Source organism: Nonomuraea harbinensis, from assembly GCF_019396385.1.
Lineage (GTDB): Bacteria > Actinomycetota > Actinomycetes > Streptosporangiales > Streptosporangiaceae > Nonomuraea > Nonomuraea ferruginea.
In genome coordinates, this window is record NZ_JAHKRN010000022.1 from 11,410 (window position 1) to 36,493 (window position 25,084).

Consider the following 25,084-nt stretch of genomic DNA (forward strand, 5'->3'; position numbering starts at 1 on the left):
CGGAACGCGGTGCGCTCCATGCCGACGAATGGCGAGAAACGCGGGTTCCCATCACTGAATGTAAGCATTCCGTTATGAATATGCGAGAATCCCGTGATTATAACCACGATAGGCGCTGCATGATAGGGCCGATTTCGGGTTTACATAGAGGACGTCAGTTCGTAGCATTTCGCTCATGGGAGCGCTCCCAAACACTGATGCGGCGATGAGACCACGACTACGCGACGACGTCCGGTTCGTCGAATGCCCCGACGGGGCCTACGTGCACAGTGACTACGGTGCGTGCACGCTGCGCGGACGGCACGCGTACGCCTGGCTCGGCAGGCTGGCGCCCGCGCTGACCGGCCGGCACACCCTGGACGAGCTCACGTCGAACCTCTCCGCCGACAAGCAGGCCATGGTCGAGAGCCTCGTGGGCCGGCTCGCCGAACACCGGTTCGTGGTGGATGACCGGCAGGCGCGGCCACACGGACTGACCGGCGCGGAGCTGCGCGCGTACGCGGAAGAGATCGCCTTCATCGGTTACGCCCTGGATTCGCCGGAGGCGCGATTCGAGCGGATCCGCAGCGCCCGCCTGGTGCTGGCCGGGGCGGGCCCGCTGCTGGAGGCGCTGGTGGAGGCGTGTGTCGGTTCAGGGTGGCGGTACGTCGCCGTGATCTGTCCCGACGCCACGGCGGCCGGCCGGGCGGCCGAGGCCGTCCGGCGCGATCCCCGCCAGGAGATCCGGACGCTCTCTCCCGCCGGCGACGCGCTCGTCCGGGCCGTCACCGGGGACGCCGACGTCGTGCTCCAGGTCAGCGCGGACCTCGACGACCTGGTGGCGACGGCCCGCCTGGCCGAGGCGGGCGACGTCGTGCTGGGCCAGGCTCTCGCCGGTCCTGCGGAGGTCTGGCTCAGCAGGGTGGGACGGCCCTCGGTGACCGCCGCGGAGTCCGGTTGGCACCGGCTGGCCGCGCTGCCCGCCGCGGCCCCGGCGCCGTCGAACGAGGACTGGCTGACAGGACCGGTGCCGAAGGTCGTCGCCGCCATGCTGGCGCTCGCCTGCTTCTCCCAGGTGACCGGGCTCGACACGGACCGGGAGCGCCTGCTCACCCGGGTCGACCTGCGCAATCTCGACACGCTCCCGCACCGGTTCCTGGCCCGTCCACGTGCGGGCACCCGTCCTGGCGGAGGCCCGGAGGCGATCGGGGACCGGGCCGCGGAGCTGGCGACGGCCACGCCGATCGAGGCGGAGAGCCTGCTCGGCCGCACCCCCGAGCTGGTCGACTCGCGCCTGGGCCTCCTCGGCATACTGGACGAGCAGGCGCTGGCCCAGTCCCCGCTGGCGGTGTGCGGGGCGACCGTCTCGGACCCGTTCGGGGCGCTGCCCGGCTGGGCGCCGCCTCCGCAGGTGTTCGGCTGGGGACCGGACCAGCGGACGGCCCGGCTCCGCTGCCTGCTCGCCGCACTCGCCACGTACGGTCTGCTCACCGTCGACCCGAGTGCCGACCCGGAAGCGACGATATGGGGCGTGGAACTGCCGGAGGGCCGGCCTCTTCCCGTGCCGGTGTCCGATCTCCGGCTCACCGGTTTCGGCACGCCGTGCCCTCCGGTGGGCACCGGTGCCGGGCTGAGCTGGCCGGAGGCGCTGGCCGCCGGTCTGCGAGCCCGGTGCGAGCACCTGCTGGCGGGCACTCTGGAGGCGGACGGGAGGGGCGCGCCGGTGGGTCCCACGGAAGATCCGATCGCGGAGGCCTTGCTGCGCCAGCTCGTCCTGGCTGGTGAAACGCCGGAGGTGAGCGATCACACGGCCGTTCTCGGCGTGCCCGCGATCTCCCTCACCGTCCCCGGCCAGGATCCGATCGTGTCCGTCGCCGCCACCGCCCCGGCGGCGCTGCGCGACGGCCTGGAGCGGTTGCTGCTCCGCTGGCAGTCGCGGACCGCCGGGCAGCCCGCGTACGCCGGGGCCCGTCCCTTCTGGCCGCCGGACGGCGACCCCTCCGAGGCCGTACGGAGGATGGCCCGGGGGCTGCGCCGCCTGGGCAAGGTGCCGGTGGCGGTGCCACTCGACGGCGACCCCGAGGCCGCCCGGCTGCTCCCCTTCGTCACCCACGTCGCGCTGCTCGATGACTGAGGCCGCCGTCACCGCGTACGCGGACCCGGTGACCGTTCTGGGTGAGGGCCGCCTGTACGCGGCCATCCGCGCGGCCCTCGCCTCGGCCACCGGTCCCGTGATCGTGGTCGCGAGCGACGCCGACGACGTGCGGCCGTACCCGGGAGTGGCGCGACGCGCGGCCGAGAGCGGCGCGTCGTGGCTGCCGGTGCGCGTGGAGGCGGGCTGGGCGCTGGTGGGCCCGGCCGCGCGCCCGCCCCTGCCCGGCTGCCCGACCTGTGTGGAACGGAGACGCGCGGGCAACCGGCCGGACGCGGTGGCTCGCGACAGGCTGCGCGCCCGGTGGGGCGCGGACCTCGGCTCCCGGCCCAGCGCGCTGCTCACACCGCTCGTCACGCGCGCCGTCGCCGCGCTGGTCGCCGACGAGGTGCGCCGGCTGCGGCGTGACCCCGGTTCCGCGCGGACCGCCGGCGCGCTGCTGAAGGTCCGCCTGCCGAACGCCGAAGTACGCCACCACCCGTTCCTTCCCGACCCGTTCTGCCCCGACTGCGGCGTGCGGCCCGACGACGGACCGCACGCGGCTCGGTACGTCCCCCGTCCCGCGCCCAAGCCGGACCCCGCGACCTTCCGGGTCAGCGGCATCGGCCACCGGGCGGCGGAGTGGGAACAGCGGTTCGTCGACCCGGAGACCGGCACCGTGCAGGCTCTGGTCGCGCAGGAGCGCGGCGGCGGCCCGCTCGCGGTGGCGCGGCTCAGCCCGGCTCGCACCGAGCACGAGAGCCACCACGGCTACGGCCGCAGCGGCGACTTCGCGTCCGCGCGGGCCACCGCCGTCGCCGAGGCGCTGGAACGGATCGCCGGCATCGCCCCGCGCGGCCGGCGGACCGTCGTGCGCGCCGCCTACGACGACATCGCCGGCGACGCGCTCGACCCCCGCACGCTGGGCCTCTATCCGGACGACTGGTACGACCGGCCCGGCTTCCTGTTCACCCGCTTCCGTCCGGATCGGCCCACCTCGTGGGTGTGGGCGTACTCGTTCGCACGGGACGCGCCGGTGCTGGTGCCGGAGAGCTACGCCTTCTTCGGTCCCCGCCCGGCGGACGACCCCGGATTCGCCTACGAGTGCTCCAACGGCTGTGCCCTGGGCGGCCACCCGGCCGAGGCGATCCTGTACGGCCTGCTGGAGGTGGCCGAGCGGGACGCGGCCCTGGCCACCTGGTATGCCCGGATGCCCATTCCGCGGGTGGACCTCGGCTCGGCCTCCGACCGCCGCATCCCGATGCTCGCCCAGCGGGTACGCGACCGGCTCGGCTACGACGTGCACGCGTTCGCCGCGCTGATGGAGCAGCGGGTGCCGGTGTTCTGGGTGATGGCCGTCGACGCGCTGGACCGGCCGGACCGGCCGCGCGTGCTGTGCGGCTCCGCCTCCCACCTGGTGCCGCAGCGGGCGCTCCGCCGGGCGCTGGAGGACCTGGGCCCGATGCTGGCAGGCCACATCGACCGCTACGACCCGGCGTCGTCGGCCCGGCTGGCGGCCGACCCCGAGGAGGTGCGGCTGCTGGAGCACCATCCCCTGGCCTACGGCCACCCGGACGCGTTCGACCGGCTGGGCTTCCTGCCGCTGGACGGGCCCACGCTGACCGTCGCCGAGGTGACGGCCCGTGCGGGGTGGCCCGCGCACGACGACCTCCGCGCGGACGTGGCCGAGCTGGCGGGACGCTTCCTGGCCGGCGGCCTCGACGTGATCGCCGTCGACATCACCTCGCCCGAGGCGAAGGCGTGCGGCATGTCCGCCGCGAAGGTGATCGTGCCGGGTACGGCGCCCATGACGTTCGGTCACCGCTACCGGCGCGTCCACGGCCTGCCGCGGTTGCTGAGCCTGCCGCGGCTCCTCGGTCACCGGGGCCGCGACCTGGGGTCCGAAGAGCTGAATCCCTATCCTCATCCGTTCCCCTGACCCCGGTCACCACCGGCACGACGAAGGAAGCGAGGCGGACCCGTATGCACCCGACCACGGCGGCGAGCGAGGCCGGCGCGGCCACCCGCCGCTACCTGGCCGCGATGCGGAACCGGGGCCCGCTGTCCATCGACTGGGGCGGCGCGCCGACCAGGCACAAGCGCTACCCGGACGCCGTACGGACGCAGCTCCCCTGGGAGTCCGGCGACGGCTCGGCCCTCGGCCGGATCGGCGAGCTGCTGCGGGACCTGCTCGGCATGACCAGGCTCGTCTGGTGCCATCAGCTCGACGACGGCGGCGAACCCGCGGGGCGGCCGCCCATGCTCCTCACCGGCCGGCCGGCGCCGTCGGGCGGAGGGTTGTACGCGATCGAGGCGTACGTGGCCGCGGGCGAGCCGCGCCCGCCCGGCCTGCCGGCCGCCCTGTACCACTACGATCCGGTGCACCACGTGCTGGAGCGCGTGCGCGGCGGCGACCACACCGGGGCACTGGCCGGCCTGCTCGCGGACGGTCCGGCGGCGGACGTGGCGATCGTCCTGTCCGCGGTGTTCTGGCGGTCGATGTTCAAGTACGGCGACTTCGGCTACCGCCTGATCTGCCAGGAGACCGGCGTGCTCGTCGCCCAGGCGCTGGCCGCCGGCGGGCGGCTGGGGCTGCCGTGCCGGGCCTGGCTGCGGTTCCCGGACGGTGAGGTGGACCGGCTCCTCGGGCTCGACGGCGCCCGGGAGGCCGCGCTGGCCGTGCTCACGCTGACCCTGCCACCCGGCGGTGCGGGGCGCCCGGACGCCTCCCCGTCCGCCCACGAGCTGATCGAGCGCCCGGTGGCCGGCGAGAGCACGCCGCTGCCCAAGCCCATGCCTGACGGCCTCGCCGCGGCCCTGCACCGAGCCTGCTCCGCCGCCTCCCCCACGGGCTCGCCGGAGCCGGCGGAGGCGCTGCGGCCACGGCCGCCGGCGCGGGCGGGCCGGGCCTTCCCGGCTCCTGAGCCCGCGACCGGGATCCGCGCCGGCCCGGGAGCGTCTCGCCGCACGTCCCCGCTGGCCGGCTACCGGCCGGTGCCCCTCAGGGGCGCGGCCCTCGGCGCCGTGCTGGCCGCGGCGGGCGAGGGCTACCCGGCCGACCTGCCGGGTGCCGAGACAGGGCCGGCCGTGACCGCGCTGTGCCTGCTGGCATGGCGGGTGGAGGGCCTGCCGCGGGGCGCCTACTGGTACGACCCGGCCCGGCGGACGCTCCACGAGCTGGCCGGCGCCGAGCGGGTGGACGAGGTGGCCACGGGGCGGCTGCTGGCCAACACCCGGGTGGCGCTGCGCGGCGCCGCCGCCGCGCTGGTCCCCGCGGGCGACCCGGTCGCGGGCGCGCGCCTGTTCGGGGACCGCTGGTATCGGATGCAACAGATGGAGGCGGGCCTGGTCGTCCAGCGGGCCACGCTGGCCGCCACCGCGCTGGGCCTGGCCGCGCGCATCCACTCCGACGGCGCCAACGAGACCACCGACGAGGTGCTCGGCCTCGCCGGAACCCCCTTGCGGAGCCTGTCCTTCCTGCTGCTGGGCACTCCCCCGACCGGCGGGCCCCTGGTGGCCCGCCCCATGCCGGCCGTTGTGCACGAGGAGGTGATGCCCCGCTCCGACGAGAGCCTGACCCGTACAGATCACCTTTGATCGGAATCAGAAGGAGAAGCACATGTCCGCTGAGAACCTCAAGCTCGACCTGCGCGGCCTGGACGTCGACTCCATTGAGGTCGTGTCGGCCGACTCCCTCGTGGTGGAGGGCCACGGCGCCATCGAGACCGGCGCCTCCTCCGCCTTGGGCTACTGCTCGTCCTACCTGACGGCCACCAGCTGCTGGGCTCCGGAGGCGTGACGCCGGAGGCGTCGGCCCGCCGGTGACCCCCGGGTCAGCGGTATGACGAGCAGGGCCGAGGGCGCCCGTGCCGTGGGCGCCCTCGGCCCCTGGCGAACCCTCACGAGGAGCGCGTTCGATTGACCGATGTGACGCACGCCGTCCCCGTCACCGGGGACGGCGACCTGGCAAGGCTCGCTGATCCCGATTATGCCGTCTCGCCCGTCCTCGCTGTCCGCGTCGCGGCGCTGCCGGTGGCCGGGCTGGACCGGATGCGCTGCACCCGGACGTGGCGGCTGGTGGACGAGCTGGTGAACGTCTCCGCCTGGCTGCGGCGGGAGGGCGCGGACCTGTCCGATCCGCTGCACGACGTGATCGGCGGCACCGCGCCCGGTCCGGCCCGGTCCGGGCTGGTGGCGCTACGGCGCGCGGTGTTCTCCGGACGCCGCCTGAGCGGCGGGGCCGCGACCGCCGACGCGCTGGCGGCCCTCCCCGCCGACCTGACCGCCCGCGTCGGCGCGTGGACCGCCCTGCGGCGCCGCGCGGACGAGTTGCGCGCGGCGCTGCCCACCGCCCTGGCAGAGGAGTCGCGGGAGAAGACGGCGCTGCTCCGCGAGGCGGTGTCCGACGCCGGTTTCCGGCACGGCCTGGCCCAGGGCAGCCCGGTGCTGGCCGGACGCCTCGACGCCTGGCTCGCCGGCCCCGCCGACCGCCGGCCGGAACGGCAGGAGCTGCTGCGGCTGGCCCGCTATCTCGCCCGGGCGACCGTCAAGACCAGCCCGTACGCCACGTTCACGCTCAGCGGCCTGGGCCGGTGGGAGGCGGACGGCCCCGCGCCGGCGACCGGTGGCGAACCCGCCTGGCACCTGGTGGTCGAGCTGGATCGGGCGGTCCTGCGCCCGCTGTGGGCGGCGCTCACCCGGCATCGGCGCGTACGGGAGCGCGCCCGGCTCCGCGTCAACCCGACCGCGGCCGACGACGGCGACCGGATCTGGTTCCTCGGAGCCGGTCACGGCGAGCCGCTGTCCGCGGTGCCGTCGAGCCCGGCGGTCCGGGAGGCCCTCGACTGGGTGCGCGGGCACCCCTGCCCCACCCTGGCCGCCGCCCCCGGGATCGAGCCGCTGGCCGACGCGGGGCTGCTGGAGTTCGTCGCGCCGTACGACGAGCAGGGCCACGACCCGGTGGGCCGGCTGGCGTCGTGGCTGGCGGAGGACGGCCCGGCGCCGTACACGCGAGCTGTCGGCCGGGTCGCGGCGGCCCTGCGCGACGGCGTCACCCGGCCCGGCGACGAGAAGGCGTCCGCGGTCGTACGGGAAGCGCTGCGGGAAGTGCTGCCGCCGGGGCCGTCGCTGCCGGACAAGAACCTGCTCTGGCACAGCGCCGTCATTCCCGGCGTCGCGGGACGGCTGAGCGCGCCGGCCTGGCGCGACGTGTGCGACGACCTCGACGCGCTGCGCGGGCTGCTCGGCCTGTTCGACCCCGACCTGCCCGTCAAGATCGCCGCCGCCGCGTACTTCCTGGACCGGCACGGCCCCGGCGGCCGGATCCCCGCACTGACGTTCTACCGCGAGATACACCAGGAGGCGCCGGGCGGGAGCGGAGCGCTGCTGCGCGGCATGCTGCGCGACCCGGTGGCGGGCACGCGGGAGGTGCCGGACGCCGAGCCGCCGCGCGGCTTGGTACAGCTCACCGGACTGCGGCGGAGCTTCTGGGAACAGACCGGCGCGCGGGAGCCGGGGCCGGTGGTCGACCTCACGGCCGCCCGCCTGGCCGAGATGGCCGGCGACTGGCCGAGTTTCGTCCGGCCCCCCGGGTCGATCTGCTGCTACCTGCAGGCCGTGCCGGGACCGGGCGCCCTGCGCGCGGTCGTCAACTCCATCTCCGCCGGGTACGGGCGCGGGCTGTCGCGGCTGCACCGGCTGGTCGTCCTCGCCGGCGGTGAGGCGCCGCCCGCCGGCGAACTCCGCGCCGCGCAGGGCGACGTCCTGGTGGCCGAGTGCCGCGGACTCGTCGGCGGCGGCCTCAACGCCCGTCCGGCCGCGGCCGACCTCGCCCTCGACCACCCCTTCACCGCCCCGGACGCGCACCTCCCGCGCGTCTCGCCGGCGGAGCTCACCGTCGGCTACGACCCCGGATGCGACAGGCTGACCCTGTTCGACGGCTCGGGCCGCCCGGTCCGGCCGGTCCACCTGGGCATGACCGCCCAGTACTGGCTGCCGCCGTGGTTGCAGTTCCTGGTGCGGACGTTCGGGGAGCCGTCCACGGCGATGGTGCCCGGCTGGGTGTTCCGCACCCGGAGCGAGGTGCCGGGCGAGGGCGAGGTGGAACGGTGGCCGCGGATGGACCTCGGGCGGGTCACGTTCGCCCGGGCGGTGTGGCGGCTCCGGGCAGGCGCCTTCCCGGTGCCGGCCAAGGGCGAGGGCGAGGCCTCGTACCTCCCCAGGCTCGCCGAGTGGCTGGCGCTGCACGAGGTGCCCCGCCGGTTCTTCGCCCGGGTGGTGGACCTGCGGGACGGCCTGCTGGTGGGGCTGTTGAGCAAGGACCGCAAGCCGATGTACGTGGACGTCACCGACATGCTGCTGCTGAACGGGTTCCTGCGCGCGCTGCGCGACCCCGGCGCGCTGCTGGTGATCGAGGAGGCCCTGCCCGATCCCTCCCAAGCGCCCCGCTACGGCCCCGGCCGCCGGGTCACCGAGTACGTCGTCCAGCTCTCCGCGCGGCCGGGCCGATGACGGACGCCGGCAGCCGCTGGATCGGCGCGCACCTGTTCCATTCCGGCGACCTCGACCCGCTGATCAACGACGTGGTGGACCCGGTGACGCGGGAACTGGCAGCGGACGGCACCGTGCGCCGCGCGTTCTTCCTGCGCTACTGGGAGGGCGGTCAGCACGTGCGGCTGCGGCTGGAGGTGCCGGACCCGGCGCGGGCGTCGCGCGTCCATGACCTGGTGCGTGAGCGGGCGGCGGCGCACTTCGCCGCCCACCCGTCGCCGCCGGTCGACGCGGCGGCCTACCGCGCGTTCGCGGCCGCCATGGCCGCGGGCGAGCGGCGCACGTCCTACGACGAGCGGCTGCGTCCCGCCGGCTCGGTGGCGTTCATCGGCTACCGGCCGGAATACGAGGCGTACGGGGACGCCGCCTGCGTCGCCGCCGCCGAACGGCACTTCGCGGAGTCGAGCCGGCTCGCCCTGGACGTGCTGCGCGCCGGTACCGAGATGGCCCGGCGCGCGGCGATCGGGCTGGCCGCGCTCACCGTCGCGGCCGCCGCGTGCGAGCCGGACCTGCCCGCCGCCGCCCACCGCCTCGCCACCGCCGCCCGCCAGGCGCGAGAGATGGGCGGGGAGTCCGTGAGCGAGGAGGATTGGCGGCGCCGCGAAGGCGCCCTCCTCGCCCAGACGCGCAGGCTGTGGGACGCGCCCGGCTCCGGCGGCGACCTGCTGGCCTCGTGGGCGGCGTCGATGCGCGCGCTCCGCGACGACCTCGGCGCCCTGCACGCCGCCGGCCGGTGCGCGCCGCGGGACTCGGGCTCGCCGCACGCGCTGCTCGCCCTGGCCGCGCCGCCGGAACGGCGCACGGTGTCGCTGATCCTGATGCGCTGCGTCCACCTGTTCCACAACCGGCTGGGGCTGCGTGCCGGGACCGAGCGCCACGTGTCGTACCTGGCGGTCCGCGCCCTCGCCGGACTCGCCGACTCCCGGAGGTGACCCCCTTGACCGCGTCCGACGCTCCCACCTGGCACTGTGTGCACGTCTACTACCACGCGGCGGACAAGGACGGCCTGCTGCTGGACGCCGTGCGGCCGCTGTTCGACGGGCTTCGCGGTCAGATCGAGGCGGCGTACGTGCTGCGCCACTGGCGGCAGGGCCCGCACCTGCGGATCAACGTCAAGGCGGCGCCGGCCGTCTGGGAGGGGGTCGTGCGCCCGCGGGTGGACGAGGTCATCGGAGCCTACCTGCGCGCACACCCCTCGACGGCCGCGCTCGACCCGGCCGCGAGCCTGGCCAGGCACCGCCTGCTCGCCATGCGGGAGCAGGAGCACGGGCCGCTCACGCCGTGGCCGCCGGACAACTCCATCCACGACGCGCCGTACGACTCCCGCCGGCACGTGCTCGGCAGCGACGAGGCGGTGGGCCTGCTCACCGCGTTCTACGCCGATGCCACCCCGCTGCTGTTCGGCATGCTGGAGCACGTGCGTGCCGGCCGTGACAGCAGGACCGGGCTCGCGCTGAGCCTCATGCTGACCGTCGCGCACACTTCGCAGCACATCACGCGGAGCTACCTGTCGTACCGGATGCACGCGGAGGGCTTCATCACGTGGGCGGCCGACCCCGAAGGCGTCCGCGCCGCTTTCGAGCAGGGCTTCCGGGAACGGCGGGCCGCGCTCACCGAGCGGGTGCGGGACGTCGTCGCCGCCCTGGACGACCCCGCCGCGCCGCCCGTGGCGTTCGTACGCGAGTGGGCGGCGCTGCTGGAGGACTACCGGCGACGGGCCGGAACGCTGCTGGACAGCGGCCGGCTGGTCCAGCCGATGTTCGAGCCGGGCGAGGCGCTCAGGGCGCGGCCCGGTGACCCGCCCGCTCCCCACTACGAGCCGAACGAGCTGCAACGCCTGATCTACGAGAACCCGGCCTACCACGCGGCGGTCTTCACCGACCCGCGCTTCCTGCGCTACCGGGTGCTGCTCAACTACACGTACCTGCACCTGACCCGGCTCGGGCTCACGCCGCTCGACCGGTTCAGGGCCTGCCACCTGCTGGCCGACGCGGTGGAGGACGTCTACGGCCTGTCGGGGCTGGACGCCCTGCGCCGGTTCGCCGGGGCGGGTGAGCCCACGGAACCGTCACGCTGACGAGCACAGGCCGGTCGGGGGCGCCCGCCCGACGGCGCAGCCCGGCACCTCCTCGTCCGAGGTGCCGGGCTCGATGGACAGGGCCGGACTCAGAGCTTGACGAATCCCGACGGCTCGCCCTCCGGCGCACGGTGAGGCGGCGGTCTCACCCCCCGATCGCGGGCATGCTCTCGGGAGCGGTCTCCGCCGCCTGGACCGGAGTCGCGAGCAGCTCCACCAGGTGGTCCGCGATCGCGGAGATGGTGGGCTGCTGCCACAGCAGGGTCGCGGGGAGACGGCGGCCGAAGCGCTTCTCCAGGCGCCGCCTGACCATGACGGTCATCACCGAGTCCAGCCCCTGCTCGACGAGGGGACGCCGGATCGCCAGGTCCTCGGGGGCCGTCCTCATCACGGCCGCGATCTCCGCGCGGATCTCGGGCAGGACGCGCTCGCGCAGGTCCTCGGGCGCCAGGCCGGCGAACGACTCCGCCGGTCCCCGGAGATCCTCGTCGGCCGGGGCGGGCGCGTCGATCACCGGATAGCGGAGTCCCGTGAGGTGTCCCACCACCCGGCCGTCCACGTCGGCCAGGAGCGCCCGGACGGTGTCGTCGGCGGCCGGGTCCACGGCCGCGTGGACGATCACCGTCGAGGGCGGCGTGCCGGTCAGCACCACCTCGTCGATGTGCACGACCATGCGCAGCACCGGGTCGCCGGGGAACACGCAGGGCGCCACGGACATCACCGCGTCCAGCGCCGGCGCCCAGCTTCCCGGCTCCCCGGTGCGTACCGTGGCCCGCAGCACGCCGTCTCCGGCCAGCAGCGTCCCGATCGTCCAGCCGAAGCCCGTCGAGGGCACGCCGACGGCGGCCAGCCGCCGGTGCACGAACCCGGGGTCGATCGGGCTGAGAGCGCCGGCGTCCGGCAGCACGTCGGGTTTCACCTGGCCGGGGGCGGCCACGTCGGCGGTGACGTGCACCAGCCAGGCGGGTTCGGGCTCGCCCGGGCCGGCCGGCGTGCGGGCCGCGAGCCGTACCGCCGGCGGCTCGTGCACGACCTGGACCTGCCTGCGCTCCGCGGTCATCAGCGGATGCGTCATCTCCACGTCGGTGAGCGTGACGTCCTCGTCCTCGGCCGCGTGCAGGAACGTGTTGACCAGCACGGCGGCGGGCACGATCTCGACCCCGTTGAGCGCGTGGCTGCCCGGGTAGGGCCGGTTGGCGTCCTCCAGGCTGGTCCGCCACATCCGGGTCCGGCTGCCCGCGAGGCTGGTCACGGCGCCGAGCAGGGTGTGGGAGCGCACGTCGTGCCCGCGGTTGCCGTCGTCGGCGTACGCCTCGCGCCAGTGGCGGCGGTGCTGCCAGGCGTACGGCGGCAGGTCGGCCAGGCCGCCGCTCGGCTGGATCCGGCTCCAGTCCACGTCGACGCCGTGACAGTGCGCCGTGCCCACCGCGACGAGGAAGGTCGCCGCCTCCGGCTGGTTGCGGCGCAGTGACGTGCCGACGAACACGTCCTCGAACCCGTTCTCCGAGAGCGTCTCGGTGACGGAGTGCGCGACCACGGGGTGAGGCGAGATCTCCAGGAACACGCGGTAGCCGTCCTGCGCCGCGGCCGTCGTCGCCGCGGCCAGCCGCACGGGGTCGCGGAGGTTCGCCGCCCAGTACGCGCCGTCCAGCACGGGCGTCGACCGGGGGTCCGCCAGCGCGGTCGTGTACATGGGGATGCGGGGCGCCCCGAACGAGAGATCGGCCGTGACGGCGGCCAGTTCGACGGCCAGGGGCTCCATGTGCGGGCTGTGGAAGGCGACGTCCGACGCCACCCGCCGCACCACGATGCCCTCGGCCGGCCACTCGTTCACCACCTCCTCGACGGCGGCGACGTCGCCGGACAGCACGGTGGAGCCGGGCGCCGACGCGATCGCGGCCACCAGGTCGGTCCGGCCGGCCAGCCGATCGGCCGCCTCCTCGAAGGACAGGCCGACCATCACCATGGCGCCCTTGCCCTCGGCCCGGCGCAGCAGCCGGGAGCGGCGGCAGATCAGGCGGGCGCCGTCGGCGACGGACATCGCGCCCGCCGTCACCGCCGCCGCGATCTCGCCGACGGAGTGGCCGATGACGGCCTCCGGCACGACCCCGTACGCGTTCCAGAGCCTGGCGAGGCCCAGCTGCATCACGAAGATCATGGTCTGGACGCGGTCGATGGTGTCGAGTTCGCCGTCGGCCAGGACCTGCCGGGGAGAGAAGCCGATCTCCTCGGCGAAGATCGGCTCCACCTCGTCGACCAGGGACGCGAACTCCGGCACGGCGAGCAGCTCCCGCCCCATCCCGCGCCACTGGCAGCCCTGCCCGGAGAAGACCCACAGCGGCCCGGGACCAGGCTCGGGCAGCACGTCCCCGGTGAGTACGGCCTCGGCCGGCACGTCCTCCGCGAGCCTGCGCAGGCCGGCCGCCAGCTCGTCCGCGCCCGCCCCGACCACGACGGCGCGGCGGGCCAGGTGGGTGCGCCGGAGCGCCAGCGTGTGGCCCGCGGACGCCAGGTCGAGCCCGCTGTCCAGGTGATCGGCGAGCTTGCCCGCGTACTGCCGCAGCGCCTGCTCCGACGCGGCCGACAGGGGCAAGAGCCGCTCCCCCGTCACCTCGTCCCCGGGCGCCTCCTGGGCGGGAGGCGCCTGCTCCAGCACGATGTGCGCGACCGTGCCGCCGTAGCCGAAACTGGAGACGCCCGCCCGGCGCGGGTGGTCGCGCTCCGGCCAGGCCGATCGCCCGGTCACCACGCGCAGGCCCGAGTCCTCCCACGGGATGGCCTCGTTCAGGGTGGTCAGCACGCTCGGGGGGATCTCGCCGCGGTCGAGGGCGAGGACCGCCTTGATGACGCCGGCGATGCCGGCGGCGCCTTCGAGGTGACCGATGTTGGACTTGACCGAGCCGATGAGGCACGGGTCGCCGGGGGGCCGCGGCGTGCCGTACACGGAGGACAGCGCCCCCGCCTCCAGCGGGTCGCCGAGCCGGGTCCCGGTGCCGTGGGCCTCGATGTAGTCGACGGTGGACGGCGCGACGCCCGCCTGCCGGCAGGCCTTGATCATCACGTGTTCCTGGGCCTCCCCGCACGGCGCCATGATGCCGTTGGTGTGCCCGTCCTGGTTCACGGCGCTGCCGATGACGAGCGCGAGGATCCGGTCGCCGTCGCGCCGCGCGTCGGACAGCCGCTTGAGCACGACCACGCCGCAGCCCTCGCCGCGTCCGTAGCCGTCGGCCGACGCGTCGAACGACTTGGACCGCCCGTCGGGGGCCAGCGCTCCGGCGGTGCCGAGCGTGAGGGTCTGGCCCGGGGTGACCAGCAGGTTGACGCCGCCGGCGAGGGCGACGTCGCTCTCGCCGAGCCGCAGGCTCTGCGCGGCCAGGTGGAGCGCGACCAGCGACGCCGAGCAGGCGGTGTCGACCGCCATGCTGGGCCCGCGCAGGTCGAGTGAGTAGGAGATGCGGTTGGCGACGGCGCAGGTGGCGGCGCCGATGCCGGTCCACGCCTCGATCTGGGGCAGGTCTTCCAGCAGACGGCCGCCGTAGTCGGCGGTGCAGACGCCGACGAACACGCCGGCGTCGGTGCCGGCCAGCCGGTGCGGCGGCAGGCCGGCGTGCTCCAGGGCCTCCCAGGCGGTCTCCATCAGGATCCGCTGCTGGGGGTCCATCAGCTCGGCCTCGCGGGGCGACAGTCCGAAGAACTCCGCGTCGAAGCCCTCGATGTCGCTCAGGAAACTGCCGTGGCGCACGGCGTCGCGCAGCGCGGCGGCGTCTTCCGGACTCCGGTTCTCATACCGGCGCCAGCGTTCGGCCGGCAGCGGCCCGGTCGTGTTCCGGCCGGAGCACAGCAGGTCCCAGAACTCGTCCGGTGAGCGGGCGTCGCCGGGAAGGCGGCAGCCGATCCCGACCACCGCCACTGGTTCCACCCGCGGACTGTCGACCATCTGCGTTGGTTTCCCTTCGGTTCATACCCATGGAGGAGTGTCGATGATCTTGATGACGGCTCCGGAGACGGTCACTCCAGGCCCGGTGCCGAGCATCAGCATGTGGTCGCCGGGGCGCAGCTGCCCGGTCGTCAGCAGGTGGTCGAGGGAGAGGATCTGGTCGCTGGCCCCGCAGTGGCCGATGGTGCGGCCGTAGTCCCAGGTCGAGCGGGACATCGGCAGGTCGAGCATGGCCATGCAGCGCTGTTCGACGATCTCTTCGGAGTAGTTCATGAACGCCACCCGGGCGAGATCGCGGGCCTCGATCCCGCTCTCGGCCAGCGCGCGCTCGACGATCTCCATCAACGCCCGCTGGATCTTGAACAGCGCCGAGGTGGCCTCGCCCTTGGGCATGACCTGGTGCCGGAACTGCTCGTTCCTGGTCGCGAAGCTCATCCGGCGCCCGACCGTGACGCCCGGCGGGAACAGGGGTTCGCTGCCCCGGTGCAGTTCCTCGGCCTCGGCCACCGTCGTCGTGCAGACCGACGTCAGCCGCGCGAAGCCCGTCTCCTTGGTGAGCACGAGCGCGCTGGCCGCGTCGCCGCCGATGTAGCCGGGGCCCATCCGCCACCGGTCCATCAGCGGGGTGCCGTAGTTGTCGGCGGCGACCAGCAGGGCGGCCTGCCGGCCGGGGGCGGCGTCCAGGTGGCCGGCCGCGAGTTCCAGGGCGATGAACATCCCGTTGCAGCCCTGCCGGACCTCGGTGGCCAGGACGTCCCCGCCGACGAGGTGACGTTGCAGGTAGGAGTGCGGGGGCCAGCCGTCCGGCCCCTGGTGCCAGGTCGAGGCGTACAGGAGGAGGTCCAGATCGGCCTGCGCCCGCCCGCTGCGCTTGAGCGCGCTCCGCGCCGCGTGCAGGGCCATCTCCGGGGCCGGCACGTCACCGGCCACCGCCGCCCCGGCCAGGTTGTGCAGCTCGGCCTCCTCGGCTGGGTACCAGCCTTTGGCGACGGCTTTCGCGACGCTGACGACGGTCCGGGGCACGAAGGCTCCCACTCCGCTGATGTACGTGTCCGCCAACTTCATGACTCTGCCCTCGTCCCGGCTAGACGGATTCGAGCTCTCGGACCATCGCCACGATGGTCACGACGTCCCTGAAGTTGTCGGGGTCGAGCTTCGCCGCGGGGATCGCGACGCCGAGGTCCCTGCGGAGGAAGTTCAGCAGCCGCGCCGTCCGCAGGGAGTCCAGGAGGCCCGACACGAGGAGCGGGGTCGTCTCGTCGACCTTGATGTCGTCGCCGTCCAGGACGAGGTTCTCCTGGACGAAGGCGACCAGTCTCTGCGTGAGCTCGGTCATGCGCGTGCCCCTTGCGTGACGGGAGAGGTGGACAGGACCCTGAACGCCGCCGCGGCGACGGACGTCCCGGAGCCGAACCCGACCATGAGCAGGTGGTCGCCGGCCACCAGCCCGCCGGTCGCGATCAGGTGCTCGAAGGCGATGAACTGGTCCACCGCGCCGCAGTGGCCCACGCGCCTGCCGTAGTCCCAGGTCGTCTGGTCCTCGTCGATGCCCAGCCAGGACATCTGCCCGTCCAGGTCCTCGCGGCGGCCGTGCGGGAAGGCGACCCGCGTGATGTCGGAGAGCCCGATCCCGGCCTCGTCCAGGGTCTGTTCGACCTGCTGCATCATCGTCTTCTGGATCGTCAGGTGGATCCCGGTCCCCTGCGCCTTGAGCAGCCGCTGGCGGAACTCCTCGTGGCGGTCGCCGAAGCTCAGCCCCCTGCCGACGGTGGCGTCCGGGGGGAAGAGGGGGTAGGCGCCGTCGTTGACCGCGTCGGCCTCGGGTATCACCGTCGCGTTCACCGACAGGAGCTCGGCCATGCCGTACTCCTTGCCGAGGACGAGCGCGGCCGCGGCGTCGCCGATCAGCGCCCCGGGCGTCATCCGCCAGCGGTCCACCAGCGGGGTGCCGTGGTTGTCCGAGGAGACGACCATGGCGGTCCGCCGGTCCTCGCCGGCCCGCAGGTAGCTCGCCGCCAGCTCCAGCGAGCTGATCATCCCCACGCAGCCGCTCCGGATCTCGAACGCCGGAACGTTCCCGCCGAGGAGGTGCTTCTGCAGGTAGTGCTGAGGTTGCCAGCCGTTCGGGCCCTGGTGCCAGACCGACGGGTAGAGCAGGAGGTCGAGCTCGCGCGGGGAGGACTCACCCCAGCGGTCGTACGCGTCCAGGACCGCGAGCCGCGCCATCTCGGGCGCGGGCATGTCGCCGGCCACCGCCGCGCCGATCTGCTGAAATCTCTCGGCCTCCTCCTCCGGATACCAGCCCTCGCGAACCGCCTGCTCGACGCTCACACTGTCAGGCACATAAACGCCGAGGCTCCTGACGAACATGTTGGATGTACGCACACGTCCCCTAACTCGTCGACGATCCCGGGCAACGGTCCTCGGGCAGCGTGAGGCGGCTCATCCGATTTATTTCGGGCCCGGGATATCAATCGGCTCCCGACCGGCGGGTGAATACAACGAAATGGTCCGGCGAGCCGTCAGCAAGGATAGGGGCCGATCATCGGATAAGGCAATATGTCCGCGAGCGATCCGGCCCGCGACATTCCGTAATCGAGATCCGACGGAACGTGTCGCATTTCGGAAATGCTTCTTTCCGCTTCACGCCGCCATTTCCGCGAATGTGACGGCCGCGAATCCGGCGCCGGACCCGGCGCTATTCACGCTCGGGCCCGGTGCGCGTCGTCTCAGGCGGGCACCTTCGTGCAGACGATGTCGTTGAGTTTGAACTGGGCCGGAACGGGGTTCGTCCCGGTGGCGGTCGCCGAGAAGCCGAAGCTCTGGCTGGAGCCGGGGCCGATGTAGGAGTTGTGGCCGGCGTCGCGGGCGGTCACCTGGGCGCCGGTCTGGGTCACCGTGGCGTTCCAGGCGTTCGTGATCTGCTGGTTGCCCGACCAGGCCCACGTCACGGTCCAGTCGTCGACGGGGGTCGTGCCGGTGTTCCTGATGGTCACGGTGCCGTTGAAGGCGCCGTTCCAGGCGCCGGTGGCGTAGGCGACCTCACAGGAGGTGCCCAGCTTGAGCCCGCCGCGCAGGAAGGTCGCGAAGTTGGCCCAGGTGGGGTTCAGCGTGCCGGTGCCCACGGTCTCGGAGCAGTCGGTGGTGGTGTAGACGGTCTGGTTGCCGTACTGGGCGGGGTCCATGATCTGGGACATCATGTGGTCCGCGGCGGGCACCGAGACGAAGGTGGCGTCGCCGCACTGAGCCTTGATCCTGTTGTAGAGCAGGACGCTCTGCCCGTGCGGCACCAGGAAGTCGGCCTGGCCGTGCAGGAACATCAGCGGCGGGTCGTTGGCGTCGACGTAGGTCATCGGGTTGGCCTGGGCCACCTTGGCCGGGCAGGTCTGGATCGGGCAGCCGACCAGGAGGGATTCCGGGGAGGCCGGGGAGTCGTGGTCGAGCCCGCCGGTCGGCAGGTTCTGCGCGTTCATCTGCAGGAAGTCGGTCGGGCTGTAGAAGGCGAGTCCCACCTGCACGGCGCTGGAGACGCCGGTCGTGCCGACGGTGCCCTCCAGCGCCGCCACCCCGCCGGACAGGGTGGCCATCTCCGTCAGCCAGCCGCCCGAGGAGTCGCCCATGATCGCGAAGCGGTTCGGGTCGATCTGGTACGTCGCGGCGTTCGCACGCAGCCAGCGGATGGCCGCCTTGATGTCGTGCACCTGGGCCGGGAAGATCGCTTGTGCGCTGTTCCGGACGCTGACGCCGGCCACGGCGAAGCCCAGGGGGTTGAAGATCGCCGCGATCGCGTCCGTGCCGGCCTTGCCGTCGTCGCTCGTCCACGCCGAGCCGGTGTGCCAGATCAGCAGCGGCCGGGGCGTGATGCCGGTGGACGGCAGGTAGAGGTCCAGCAGATGGCCCTTGCTGCCGGCCGGTTGTGCGGGCGCGTAGGCGATGTCGGTGACCACCTGCGCGGCGTGAGCCGGCGGCGCCGAGGCCACCGACACACCGACGGCGGCCAGCACGGTCATCGCCATGCCGACGATCATGGCCGTGCGGATTCGAGCTTGCATGGTGCGACTCCGGTTGGTCGGATGATCGCCGCTTCCCCGGTCCCCGGCCATAGCGCCTGCTAGAACCTGCTAGAACCTGCTAGAACAATGTCCTGCTCGAGTGTCGCGGCTCACATCGATATGGGCGGGGAGACGATATGACACGTAAGTGACGCTGGTCAAAGTTTTCCGCACTTCATCCAGACCGGACTGAAAAAGCGGCATAAATCGTACTTTGTGGATCACAGGGCTCGAAGGCCGACCAGATCATCCATGGCGTGCACAGGCGGTCGGATAAGCACCCACGGGGCCTTGACAAGCCACTCGGCAAGCGACACCGGCCTTACCGGCAGTAAACACCCGCGCAACCTCGGGTTAACGCCGTGAAAGTTTCATCCCCTTGCCCCGGCCGATTCGACGTGACAATCTTTCCAACGCCGGGTTGGTGATAATGTCCACCGTGATGATCACCCCCCAGTCGCAGGAGGACGAATGCGAAAGGCACGCGCTGTTCTCGTCTCGGCCGTCATGGTCCTCGGAGTGTCGCTGACGATCGGCGCCGCCCCGGCGCACGCCGAAAGGCTGGCCGGCGTCTTCAGGGACTACTCGGAGTGCCAGCGGATCGGCAGCCACGGCATAAACCAGGGCTGGTGGGACGACTATTCATGCGAGTGGGAAGGCCGTTACCGCTACTACTTCCTCTACGCGTGACACCGTGAGCCGCGCGCACCCCCGGGGCTGAGGGGCCGGACCGGGGGCGCGTGTGTCTCACCGTTCTTCGTGCCGGTCGCGAGGCCGGCCGGTGCCGGTCAGCGGTGCAGCAGGATCGGCAGGCGGGCCCAGCCGTGCGCGATGAAGGACGGCACGTGGGGCAGCTCGCTCTCGTCCACGGCCAGCCGGAGGTCCGGGAAGCGGGCGAACAGCGCGGGCAGGGCGGTGAGCGCCTCCTGCCGGGCGAGCGGAGCCCCGATGCAGCGGTGCACGCCGATGCCGAAGGCCAGGTGCTCGTCGCGTTCCTTGGTCGGGTCGAACCGGTCGGCGTCCGGGCCGTGCTGGTCGGGGTCGTGCCCGGCCGCCAGGTAGCTGGTGATGATCGCGTCGCCCGCCTCGATCCGTACGCCGCCGATCTCGATCGGCTCGATGGCGAAGCGCAGCGGCAGGTTGGCGATCGACGGCGTCCAGCGCAGCGTCTCCTCGACCACCGCGTCCCAGGAGACCTCTCCCGACAGGACCCGCTGCAGGTGGTCCGGATGGGTGAGCAGGGCGTGCACCGCGTTGCCGATCAGGTTGACGGTGGTCTCGTGCCCGGCCGCGATGAGGAGCAGCAGGGTGTCGCGCAGCTCGTCGTCGGTGAGCGAGTCGCCGCTGTCGCGGACGTTGATCAGCTCGGTGGTCAGGTCGTCGCCCGGGTGCTCGCGCTTGTGGGCGACCAGGGCGGGCAGCGCGGTGCCGATCCGGACGGCCGTGGCAGCCGCCTGCTCCGGGGTGGCGGTGGTGTCCATGATGGCCTCCATCACCTGGGCCATCTCCTCCCGCATGCCCTCGGGGACGCCGAACAGCTCGCAGATCACCCGCATCGGCAGCGGGTGGGCGTAGGCGGCGCGGAGGTCGACGGCCTGGCCCCGGGGCTGCGCGGCCATGGCGTCCAGCAGTTCCGCGACGATGTCCTCGACGATCGGCTGCATGGCCTTGGTACGGCGCGCGGTGAAGCTCGGGGCGATCAGCTTGCGCAGCCGCCGGTGCTCCTCGCCGTAGGCGCTGAGCATGTTGGACACGCCGATCCAGGTCATGATCCAGGTCCAGCCCGGCTCGGCGAGCGCCTGGGGCAGCAGCCGCCAGTGCCGCTTGTCCTTGCTGACCAGCGGATCGAGGATGAGCTGCTTGAGCAGGTCGTGCCGGGTCACCGCCCAGGCCGGGATGCCTCCCGCGAGCTCTACGAGGACCAGGGGGCCGAGGTCGCGTAGTCGGCGGACCTCGCCGGGGAGGTCGGAGCCGAAGGGATCGAGGACGACGGGGGCCGCATTGCCCACGGGGATTCTCCTGGCTGGTCGGGACGGATCGGGGTGAAGCGCACCGGCAGGTGCGCCAGCGCGCGATGGAACGGGCCGGGCCGCCACGACAGCTCGCCGCGGGGCACGGTCAGTTCGAGGTCGCACAGGTGAGAGGTCAGGCGTTCGATCGCGGTCATCGCGATGAGCACGGCCGGGTCGCTGGCCGGGCAGCGGTGCGGCCCGGCGCCGAAGCCCAGGTAGGCGCCGCCGTCGGAGCGCAGTTCCTCGGGGATGCCGGTGGGCTCGGTGTTGGCCGCGGCGTAGGAGACGAGGACCAGCTCGGCCGGCTGGATCCAGGTGCCGTGGAAGTGCACGGGCTGGAGCGTGAAGTACGGGCCGTAGTTCGCCATGGCGGGCTCGGCGCGCAGGGCTTCCATGAGGGCGTCGTACGTGCTGAGCGCGCCGTTGGTGAGCGAGCTGTAGTAGCGGTCGTCGCTGACCATCCGGGAGATCGTGTTGGAGATCAGGTTGGCCATGGGGTCGTAGGTGGCTGCCGTCACCAGCACGAGGGTCTCCGCCAGCTCGTCGGTCCGCAGCATGGCCGGATGGTCCATGAACCAGGAGGTCAGGTCGTCGCCCCGCTGGGCGTGCTTGGCCTGGATCAGCTCGCCGATGTAGCGGCTGAACGCCTCGCTGCCCCGCGCGCCCGTCTCGCCGTCGGCCTCCATCATGTCCGACAGGGCCTGGACCAGGCCTTCGCTGTCGGAGTCGGGCCGCCCGAAGAGCAGGTTGAAGACGCGGGCCGGGATGAGCCGGGCGAAGTCGGCGACCAGGTCGGCCTCGCCCTTCGTGGCGAACCGGCCGATGAGCGAGTCCGACACCTCGGTCACCAGCTGGCGCAGCTTGTGCGGCTGGATCTGCTGGAAGCAGTCGGCGATCACCTTGCGGTAGCGGGCGTGCTCGGCGCCGTCGGAGAACAGCGCGTTCGGGCGGTAGCCGAGCATCGCGATCACCCCGCCGGTCTCCGGGGTCTCGGGGAGCCGCGCCTGCCAGGCGCCGGAGTTCTTGCTCCAGAAGCCGCCGGCGTTGGTCAGCACGTCCAGGGCGGCCCGGTAGCCGATCACCAGGTGGGCCTCGACGCCCGGGGCGATCTCCACGGGCGCGACCGCGCCGTGCCGCGCGCGCAGCTCCGCGTAGACGGCCTGCGGGTCTCTGGCGTACTCGGGCCCGTACAGGCGCCCGGCGTCGGGCATGTAGCGCAGGGTCATGACAACACCAGCTCTCTGACGTGCTCCACCAGCGCGATCAGCGAGGCGCGGGCGGAGGCGGGGTCGCGGGCGTCGCACACCATCAGCGGCGTGCGCGGGTCCAGGTCGAGCGCCTGGCGCACGGACTCCAGCGGGTAGTCCGGCGAGTCGGGGAAGTGGTTGACGGCCACGGCGTAGCGGATGCCGGCGTTCTCCACCAGGTCGAGCACGGCGAAGCTCTCGTCGATGCGGCGGGTGTCGGCCAGCACCAGGACCCCCAGCGCGCCGCGTACCAGCTCGTCCCACAGGACCTGGAAGCGGGTCTGTCCCGGCGCCCCGAACAGGTAGAGCACGACGCCCGGCAGGGTGAGGCGGCCGAAGTCGATCGCGGTGGTCGTGGTCGTCTTCTCGTTCACGCCGGTGAGGTCGTCGACCAGCGTGCCCGCCTGGGTGAGCACCTCTTCGGTGTTGAGGGGCTTGATCTCCGAGAGCGCGCCCACGATGGTCGTCTTGCCCACCCCGAACGGCCCTGCGATGACCAGCTTGACCGGGATGTGCTCGGCGCTGACGCGACTGTCAGAGAGCGCGGAGGCCATTGAGTACCAACTCCAAGATCTCGATGTCGGGCAGGTCGGTGGCCGGCGGATCGCGGGTCAGCAGCGTTCCGCCGCCGACCAGCCCGGCGACCAGCAACCGCACCACGCAGTAGGGCAGGCCCAGGTGCGCGGCGCACTCGTACACCGACAACGGCCCGTCCCGCAGCAGGGCCAGCAGATGCGAACCCGGAGGGTCCAGCCCGTTGGTGGCGGCGTCGGGCGCGATGTAGACCAGGGTCGTCCGCTGGACGCTGATGTGCTCGGGCACGGTCAGTCTCGCGGCGGCCATGTAGTCCGGGACGACCCGCCGCCGTTGTCGTCCTGAGGTCATGTCCGCACGCCCTGCACCCTGGCCGCGCTGGCCTCGTCGAGAGCCTTGATCAGCTTCTGCACCTGCAGCTGCACCTCGTAGGCCAGCGCGCCGACGTTGACCGCGCCGGTGGCGGCGACGACGATGGCGGCGCGGTCGCCGGCCGGGGCGATGTAGTAGTAGCCGCTGTCGGCCGAGATGACGATGTCCACCACCCCGCCTTCTGAGCCGCCGCTGAGGCCGTCGCACAGGGCTCGGGCGGCCCCCAGCACGGAGCTCGTCATGGCGGCGGCGCGCTCGCCGGTCTCGGTCGTCACGTCGGCCGAACCGCCGAGGATCAGCCCGTCACGGCTCAGCACCACGCCTCGCGTGACCCCGGGCAGCGCCATCAGGGGCGACAGAACCCAGGACACGTCGAGGGACAACGCGCGTCCCTTGGTCGGAACACGGCCAGAAGCGCTGTGAGCGTCCATGGAACGGTCAATTCCCTTCGGTGATGTCGTGCTGCTGGGTCGGGAGCGCTTCGCGGCGGCCCGCTTCGGCTCCGATCTGGAAGTCCCCCCACCGCTTCTGGGCCGCCTCCGGGGTGGTGAGCACCTTGCCGTCGGGGCCCTGGGAACCGCCCGCGCCGGGCCGGGGGCCGGACGCGGGGCGCGGCGGCGGCTGGCGGCGACGCTGCGGCAGCGGCGCCAGGTCCTCTCCCGTCTGTTGCCGCGTCTCCGCCGCGGGCTCGGTCCGCGCGAGCGAGGCGACGGGCGCCGCCGCCACGGGCTCCGGCCGGAAGGCCGGGGCCGCGGCGCGGACCGGCTCGGGCGCCAGCACCGACGGCCGGCTGTCCTCCGGCATCTCCACGAGCAGGGCGGTGGGGATGTTCAGCACGGCCTGCACGCCGCCGAAGGCGCTCTTCTTGACCGTGACCTGCAGTCCGTAGTGCGCGACCTGGCGGCCGATGGCGGCCCAGCCGGTGTGGGGCGGGTTGCCCAGGTCGACGAGGCGGGCCGGCTGGGTGCCGCTCAGCAGGCGGGTGGCGCGGGCGTACTGCTCCTCGTTGAGTCCGACACCGGCGTCGTCGATGACGATGGCGGCGCCGTTGTTGGTCTCGTGCACGGCGATGGTCACCTTGAGCGTGCCGTAGGAGTGGTGGACCGCGTTGGCCAGCAGCTCGGCGGTGATGAACAGGATCGACTCCGCGGCGCGGGCGGCGACCCCGATGCGGCGGCGCAGGTGGTTGGCGGGGCCCTCGATGCGCTGCTCGAAGTTCTCCACCCGGGAGATGGCGCCCACCATCAGGTCCACCAGGTAGGTGTCGTCACGCGACAGGCCGGGCGTGGCGCCGCACGCGATGCCGGTCACCTGCACGCGGCGGATGATCAGTTCGTTGAACATGTCGAGTCCCAGCACCTCGCGCAGGAGCGCGGTGTGCTCGTCGCCGCTGTAGCGCTGTTGCACACCGGCGAGCAGGTCCTGGGCGCGCAGCGCCTGGGTCTGCACGCGGGACATCGCGCCCCTGATGACCGCCTGGGCCGCTTCGTCGATGCGCTCGCCCTCCTCTCTGACGCCGCGGGTGAACGCGTCGAGGAGGGCGCGGTGCTGCCTGTCGACGTCCGTGCCGGCGAGCGCCTGGTGCTGCACGCCGGGCACGATCACGTGCGGGGTGCGCAGGTGGGACAGCAGGGCGGGGACGCGCTTGGTGATCAGGTGCTCGGTCTCGGCGCGGACGAGCTCCTGCTGGGCGCGGGCCTCGCGCAGCAGCTCCGCGCTCTCCTGGGCCTGGCGCTCCGCGTGGGCCAGCCGCTGCTCGGTGGCGCTGGTCTCGCGCGTCCGGTGTTCGTGTTCCTGGCGGGCCTGGGCGAGCTGCCCGCGGGCCTGGGCGAGATCGCGGCGTACGCGCACGTGGTGGAGGAGGACGCCCACGAGGGCCAGGGCGAGCACCAGGGCGATGATCGCTGCGGGAACGCTGAAGGAGTCTGGCGGCATGACAAGTCCTGGGGTCGAGGAGAGCCGGCGGAAAGATGTCGACCGCCGAAGAGTTTGCTAGCGGCGCGTGGGGTTCTCGCGCGGCGTCCGGCCTGGACCGCGTCGGCGTTGACCGCGCCCTTCCGCGACGTGGGCACGGCTGCGTGCCCGGTGCGGCTCTGCCTGAGGCAGGGCGGGGCCAAGCGACATGTGCATCCTCAGTCTCAGTCGAACGACGGCCAACAGGAAAACCAGTATTCCCGCTTGGTCACGATAGTCA

The 25,084-nt window shown here is 73.2% G+C and carries 19 protein-coding genes; 8 read left to right on the forward strand and 11 right to left on the reverse strand.

Annotated features, from left to right (window positions below; genetic code table 11):
• The first annotated feature begins 205 nt into the window (after window positions 1-205).
• From KME79_RS22805 to KME79_RS22835, 7 genes are all read left to right on the forward strand, one after another.
• Window positions 206-2,113: a hypothetical protein gene (locus tag KME79_RS22805; protein WP_219546218.1), complete on the forward strand. Its 1,908-nt coding sequence runs from the start codon at window positions 206-208 to the stop codon at window positions 2,111-2,113.
• On the forward strand, window positions 2,106-4,049 hold the full coding sequence (locus tag KME79_RS22810; RefSeq protein ID WP_219546219.1) for a TOMM precursor leader peptide-binding protein: 1,944 nt from the start codon (window positions 2,106-2,108) through the stop codon (window positions 4,047-4,049). The genes KME79_RS22805 and KME79_RS22810 overlap by 8 nt, the downstream gene beginning before the upstream one ends.
• A 44-nt stretch (window positions 4,050-4,093) precedes the next feature.
• Window positions 4,094-5,707, forward strand: coding sequence for a SagB family peptide dehydrogenase (locus tag KME79_RS22815; RefSeq protein WP_219546220.1), 1,614 nt, complete (start codon window positions 4,094-4,096; stop codon window positions 5,705-5,707).
• Window positions 5,708-5,729: 22 nt separating this feature from the next.
• Window positions 5,730-5,909: a thiopeptide-type bacteriocin gene (locus KME79_RS22820; RefSeq protein WP_148033045.1), complete on the forward strand. Its 180-nt coding sequence runs from the start codon at window positions 5,730-5,732 to the stop codon at window positions 5,907-5,909.
• Window positions 5,910-6,037: 128 nt separating this feature from the next.
• Window positions 6,038-8,620, forward strand: coding sequence for a lantibiotic dehydratase (locus KME79_RS22825; protein ID WP_308249019.1), 2,583 nt, complete (start codon window positions 6,038-6,040; stop codon window positions 8,618-8,620).
• The gene (locus tag KME79_RS22830; RefSeq protein ID WP_219546222.1) at window positions 8,617-9,591 is read left to right on the forward strand and encodes a thiopeptide-type bacteriocin biosynthesis protein; all 975 of its coding nucleotides are present in this window, start codon (window positions 8,617-8,619) and stop codon (window positions 9,589-9,591) included. The genes KME79_RS22825 and KME79_RS22830 overlap by 4 nt, the downstream gene beginning before the upstream one ends.
• A gap of 5 nt (window positions 9,592-9,596) precedes the next feature.
• Window positions 9,597-10,736 carry a thiopeptide maturation pyridine synthase gene (locus KME79_RS22835; protein WP_219546223.1) on the forward strand — a complete coding sequence of 380 codons (1,140 nt, stop codon included), beginning with the start codon at window positions 9,597-9,599 and terminating at the stop codon, window positions 10,734-10,736.
• A gap of 145 nt (window positions 10,737-10,881) precedes the next feature.
• Here KME79_RS22835 and KME79_RS22840 read toward each other — a convergent pair whose 3' ends face one another.
• The 5 genes from KME79_RS22840 to KME79_RS22860 form a co-directional block, all read right to left on the reverse strand.
• Window positions 10,882-14,655: a type I polyketide synthase gene (locus tag KME79_RS22840; RefSeq protein WP_308249011.1), complete on the reverse strand. Its 3,774-nt coding sequence runs from the start codon at window positions 14,653-14,655 to the stop codon at window positions 10,882-10,884.
• A gap of 39 nt (window positions 14,656-14,694) precedes the next feature.
• A complete protein-coding gene (locus KME79_RS22845) occupies window positions 14,695-15,738 on the reverse strand; it encodes a ketoacyl-ACP synthase III family protein (protein WP_219546225.1) in 1,044 nt (347 codons plus the stop codon).
• Window positions 15,739-15,757: 19 nt separating this feature from the next.
• A complete protein-coding gene (locus tag KME79_RS22850; RefSeq protein ID WP_148033051.1) occupies window positions 15,758-16,009 on the reverse strand; it encodes an acyl carrier protein in 252 nt (83 codons plus the stop codon).
• On the reverse strand, window positions 16,006-17,016 hold the full coding sequence (locus KME79_RS22855) for a ketoacyl-ACP synthase III family protein (protein ID WP_308249012.1): 1,011 nt from the start codon (window positions 17,014-17,016) through the stop codon (window positions 16,006-16,008). Before KME79_RS22855 ends, KME79_RS22850 begins: the two co-directional genes overlap by 4 nt.
• 386 nt (window positions 17,017-17,402) lie before the next feature.
• Window positions 17,403-18,725, reverse strand: a complete 1,323-nt coding sequence (locus KME79_RS22860) for a cellulose binding domain-containing protein (protein WP_187281285.1) — start codon at window positions 18,723-18,725, stop codon at window positions 17,403-17,405.
• Between the two features lie 471 nt (window positions 18,726-19,196).
• On the opposite strand from KME79_RS22860, the gene KME79_RS22865 reads away from it, so the two are divergent.
• Window positions 19,197-19,415: a hypothetical protein gene (locus KME79_RS22865; RefSeq protein ID WP_148033053.1), complete on the forward strand. Its 219-nt coding sequence runs from the start codon at window positions 19,197-19,199 to the stop codon at window positions 19,413-19,415.
• 98 nt (window positions 19,416-19,513) lie between these two features.
• Here the strand turns inward: KME79_RS22865 and KME79_RS22870 are convergent, their stop codons facing one another.
• From KME79_RS22870 to KME79_RS22895, 6 genes are read right to left on the reverse strand one after another with little or no spacing between them, the layout of a single operon-like run.
• Window positions 19,514-20,734 (reverse strand): cytochrome P450 family protein, encoded by a 1,221-nt coding sequence (locus KME79_RS22870; protein ID WP_219546226.1) that lies wholly within the window; start codon window positions 20,732-20,734, stop codon window positions 19,514-19,516.
• Entirely contained in the window at window positions 20,638-21,963 is a 1,326-nt protein-coding gene (locus KME79_RS22875; RefSeq protein ID WP_219546227.1) for a cytochrome P450 family protein, read from the reverse strand. The genes KME79_RS22870 and KME79_RS22875 overlap by 97 nt, the downstream gene beginning before the upstream one ends.
• Window positions 21,960-22,538, reverse strand: a complete 579-nt coding sequence (locus KME79_RS22880; RefSeq protein WP_148033055.1) for a GTP-binding protein — start codon at window positions 22,536-22,538, stop codon at window positions 21,960-21,962. Before KME79_RS22880 ends, KME79_RS22875 begins: the two co-directional genes overlap by 4 nt.
• On the reverse strand, window positions 22,519-22,869 hold the full coding sequence (locus KME79_RS22885; RefSeq protein ID WP_148033056.1) for a DUF742 domain-containing protein: 351 nt from the start codon (window positions 22,867-22,869) through the stop codon (window positions 22,519-22,521). Before KME79_RS22885 ends, KME79_RS22880 begins: the two co-directional genes overlap by 20 nt.
• The gene (locus KME79_RS22890) at window positions 22,866-23,273 is read right to left on the reverse strand and encodes a roadblock/LC7 domain-containing protein (protein ID WP_219546228.1); all 408 of its coding nucleotides are present in this window, start codon (window positions 23,271-23,273) and stop codon (window positions 22,866-22,868) included. The genes KME79_RS22885 and KME79_RS22890 overlap by 4 nt, the downstream gene beginning before the upstream one ends.
• Before the next feature lie 55 nt (window positions 23,274-23,328).
• Entirely contained in the window at window positions 23,329-24,825 is a 1,497-nt protein-coding gene (locus tag KME79_RS22895; RefSeq protein ID WP_219546229.1) for an ATP-binding protein, read from the reverse strand.
• Window positions 24,826-25,084: the final 259 nt, after the last annotated feature.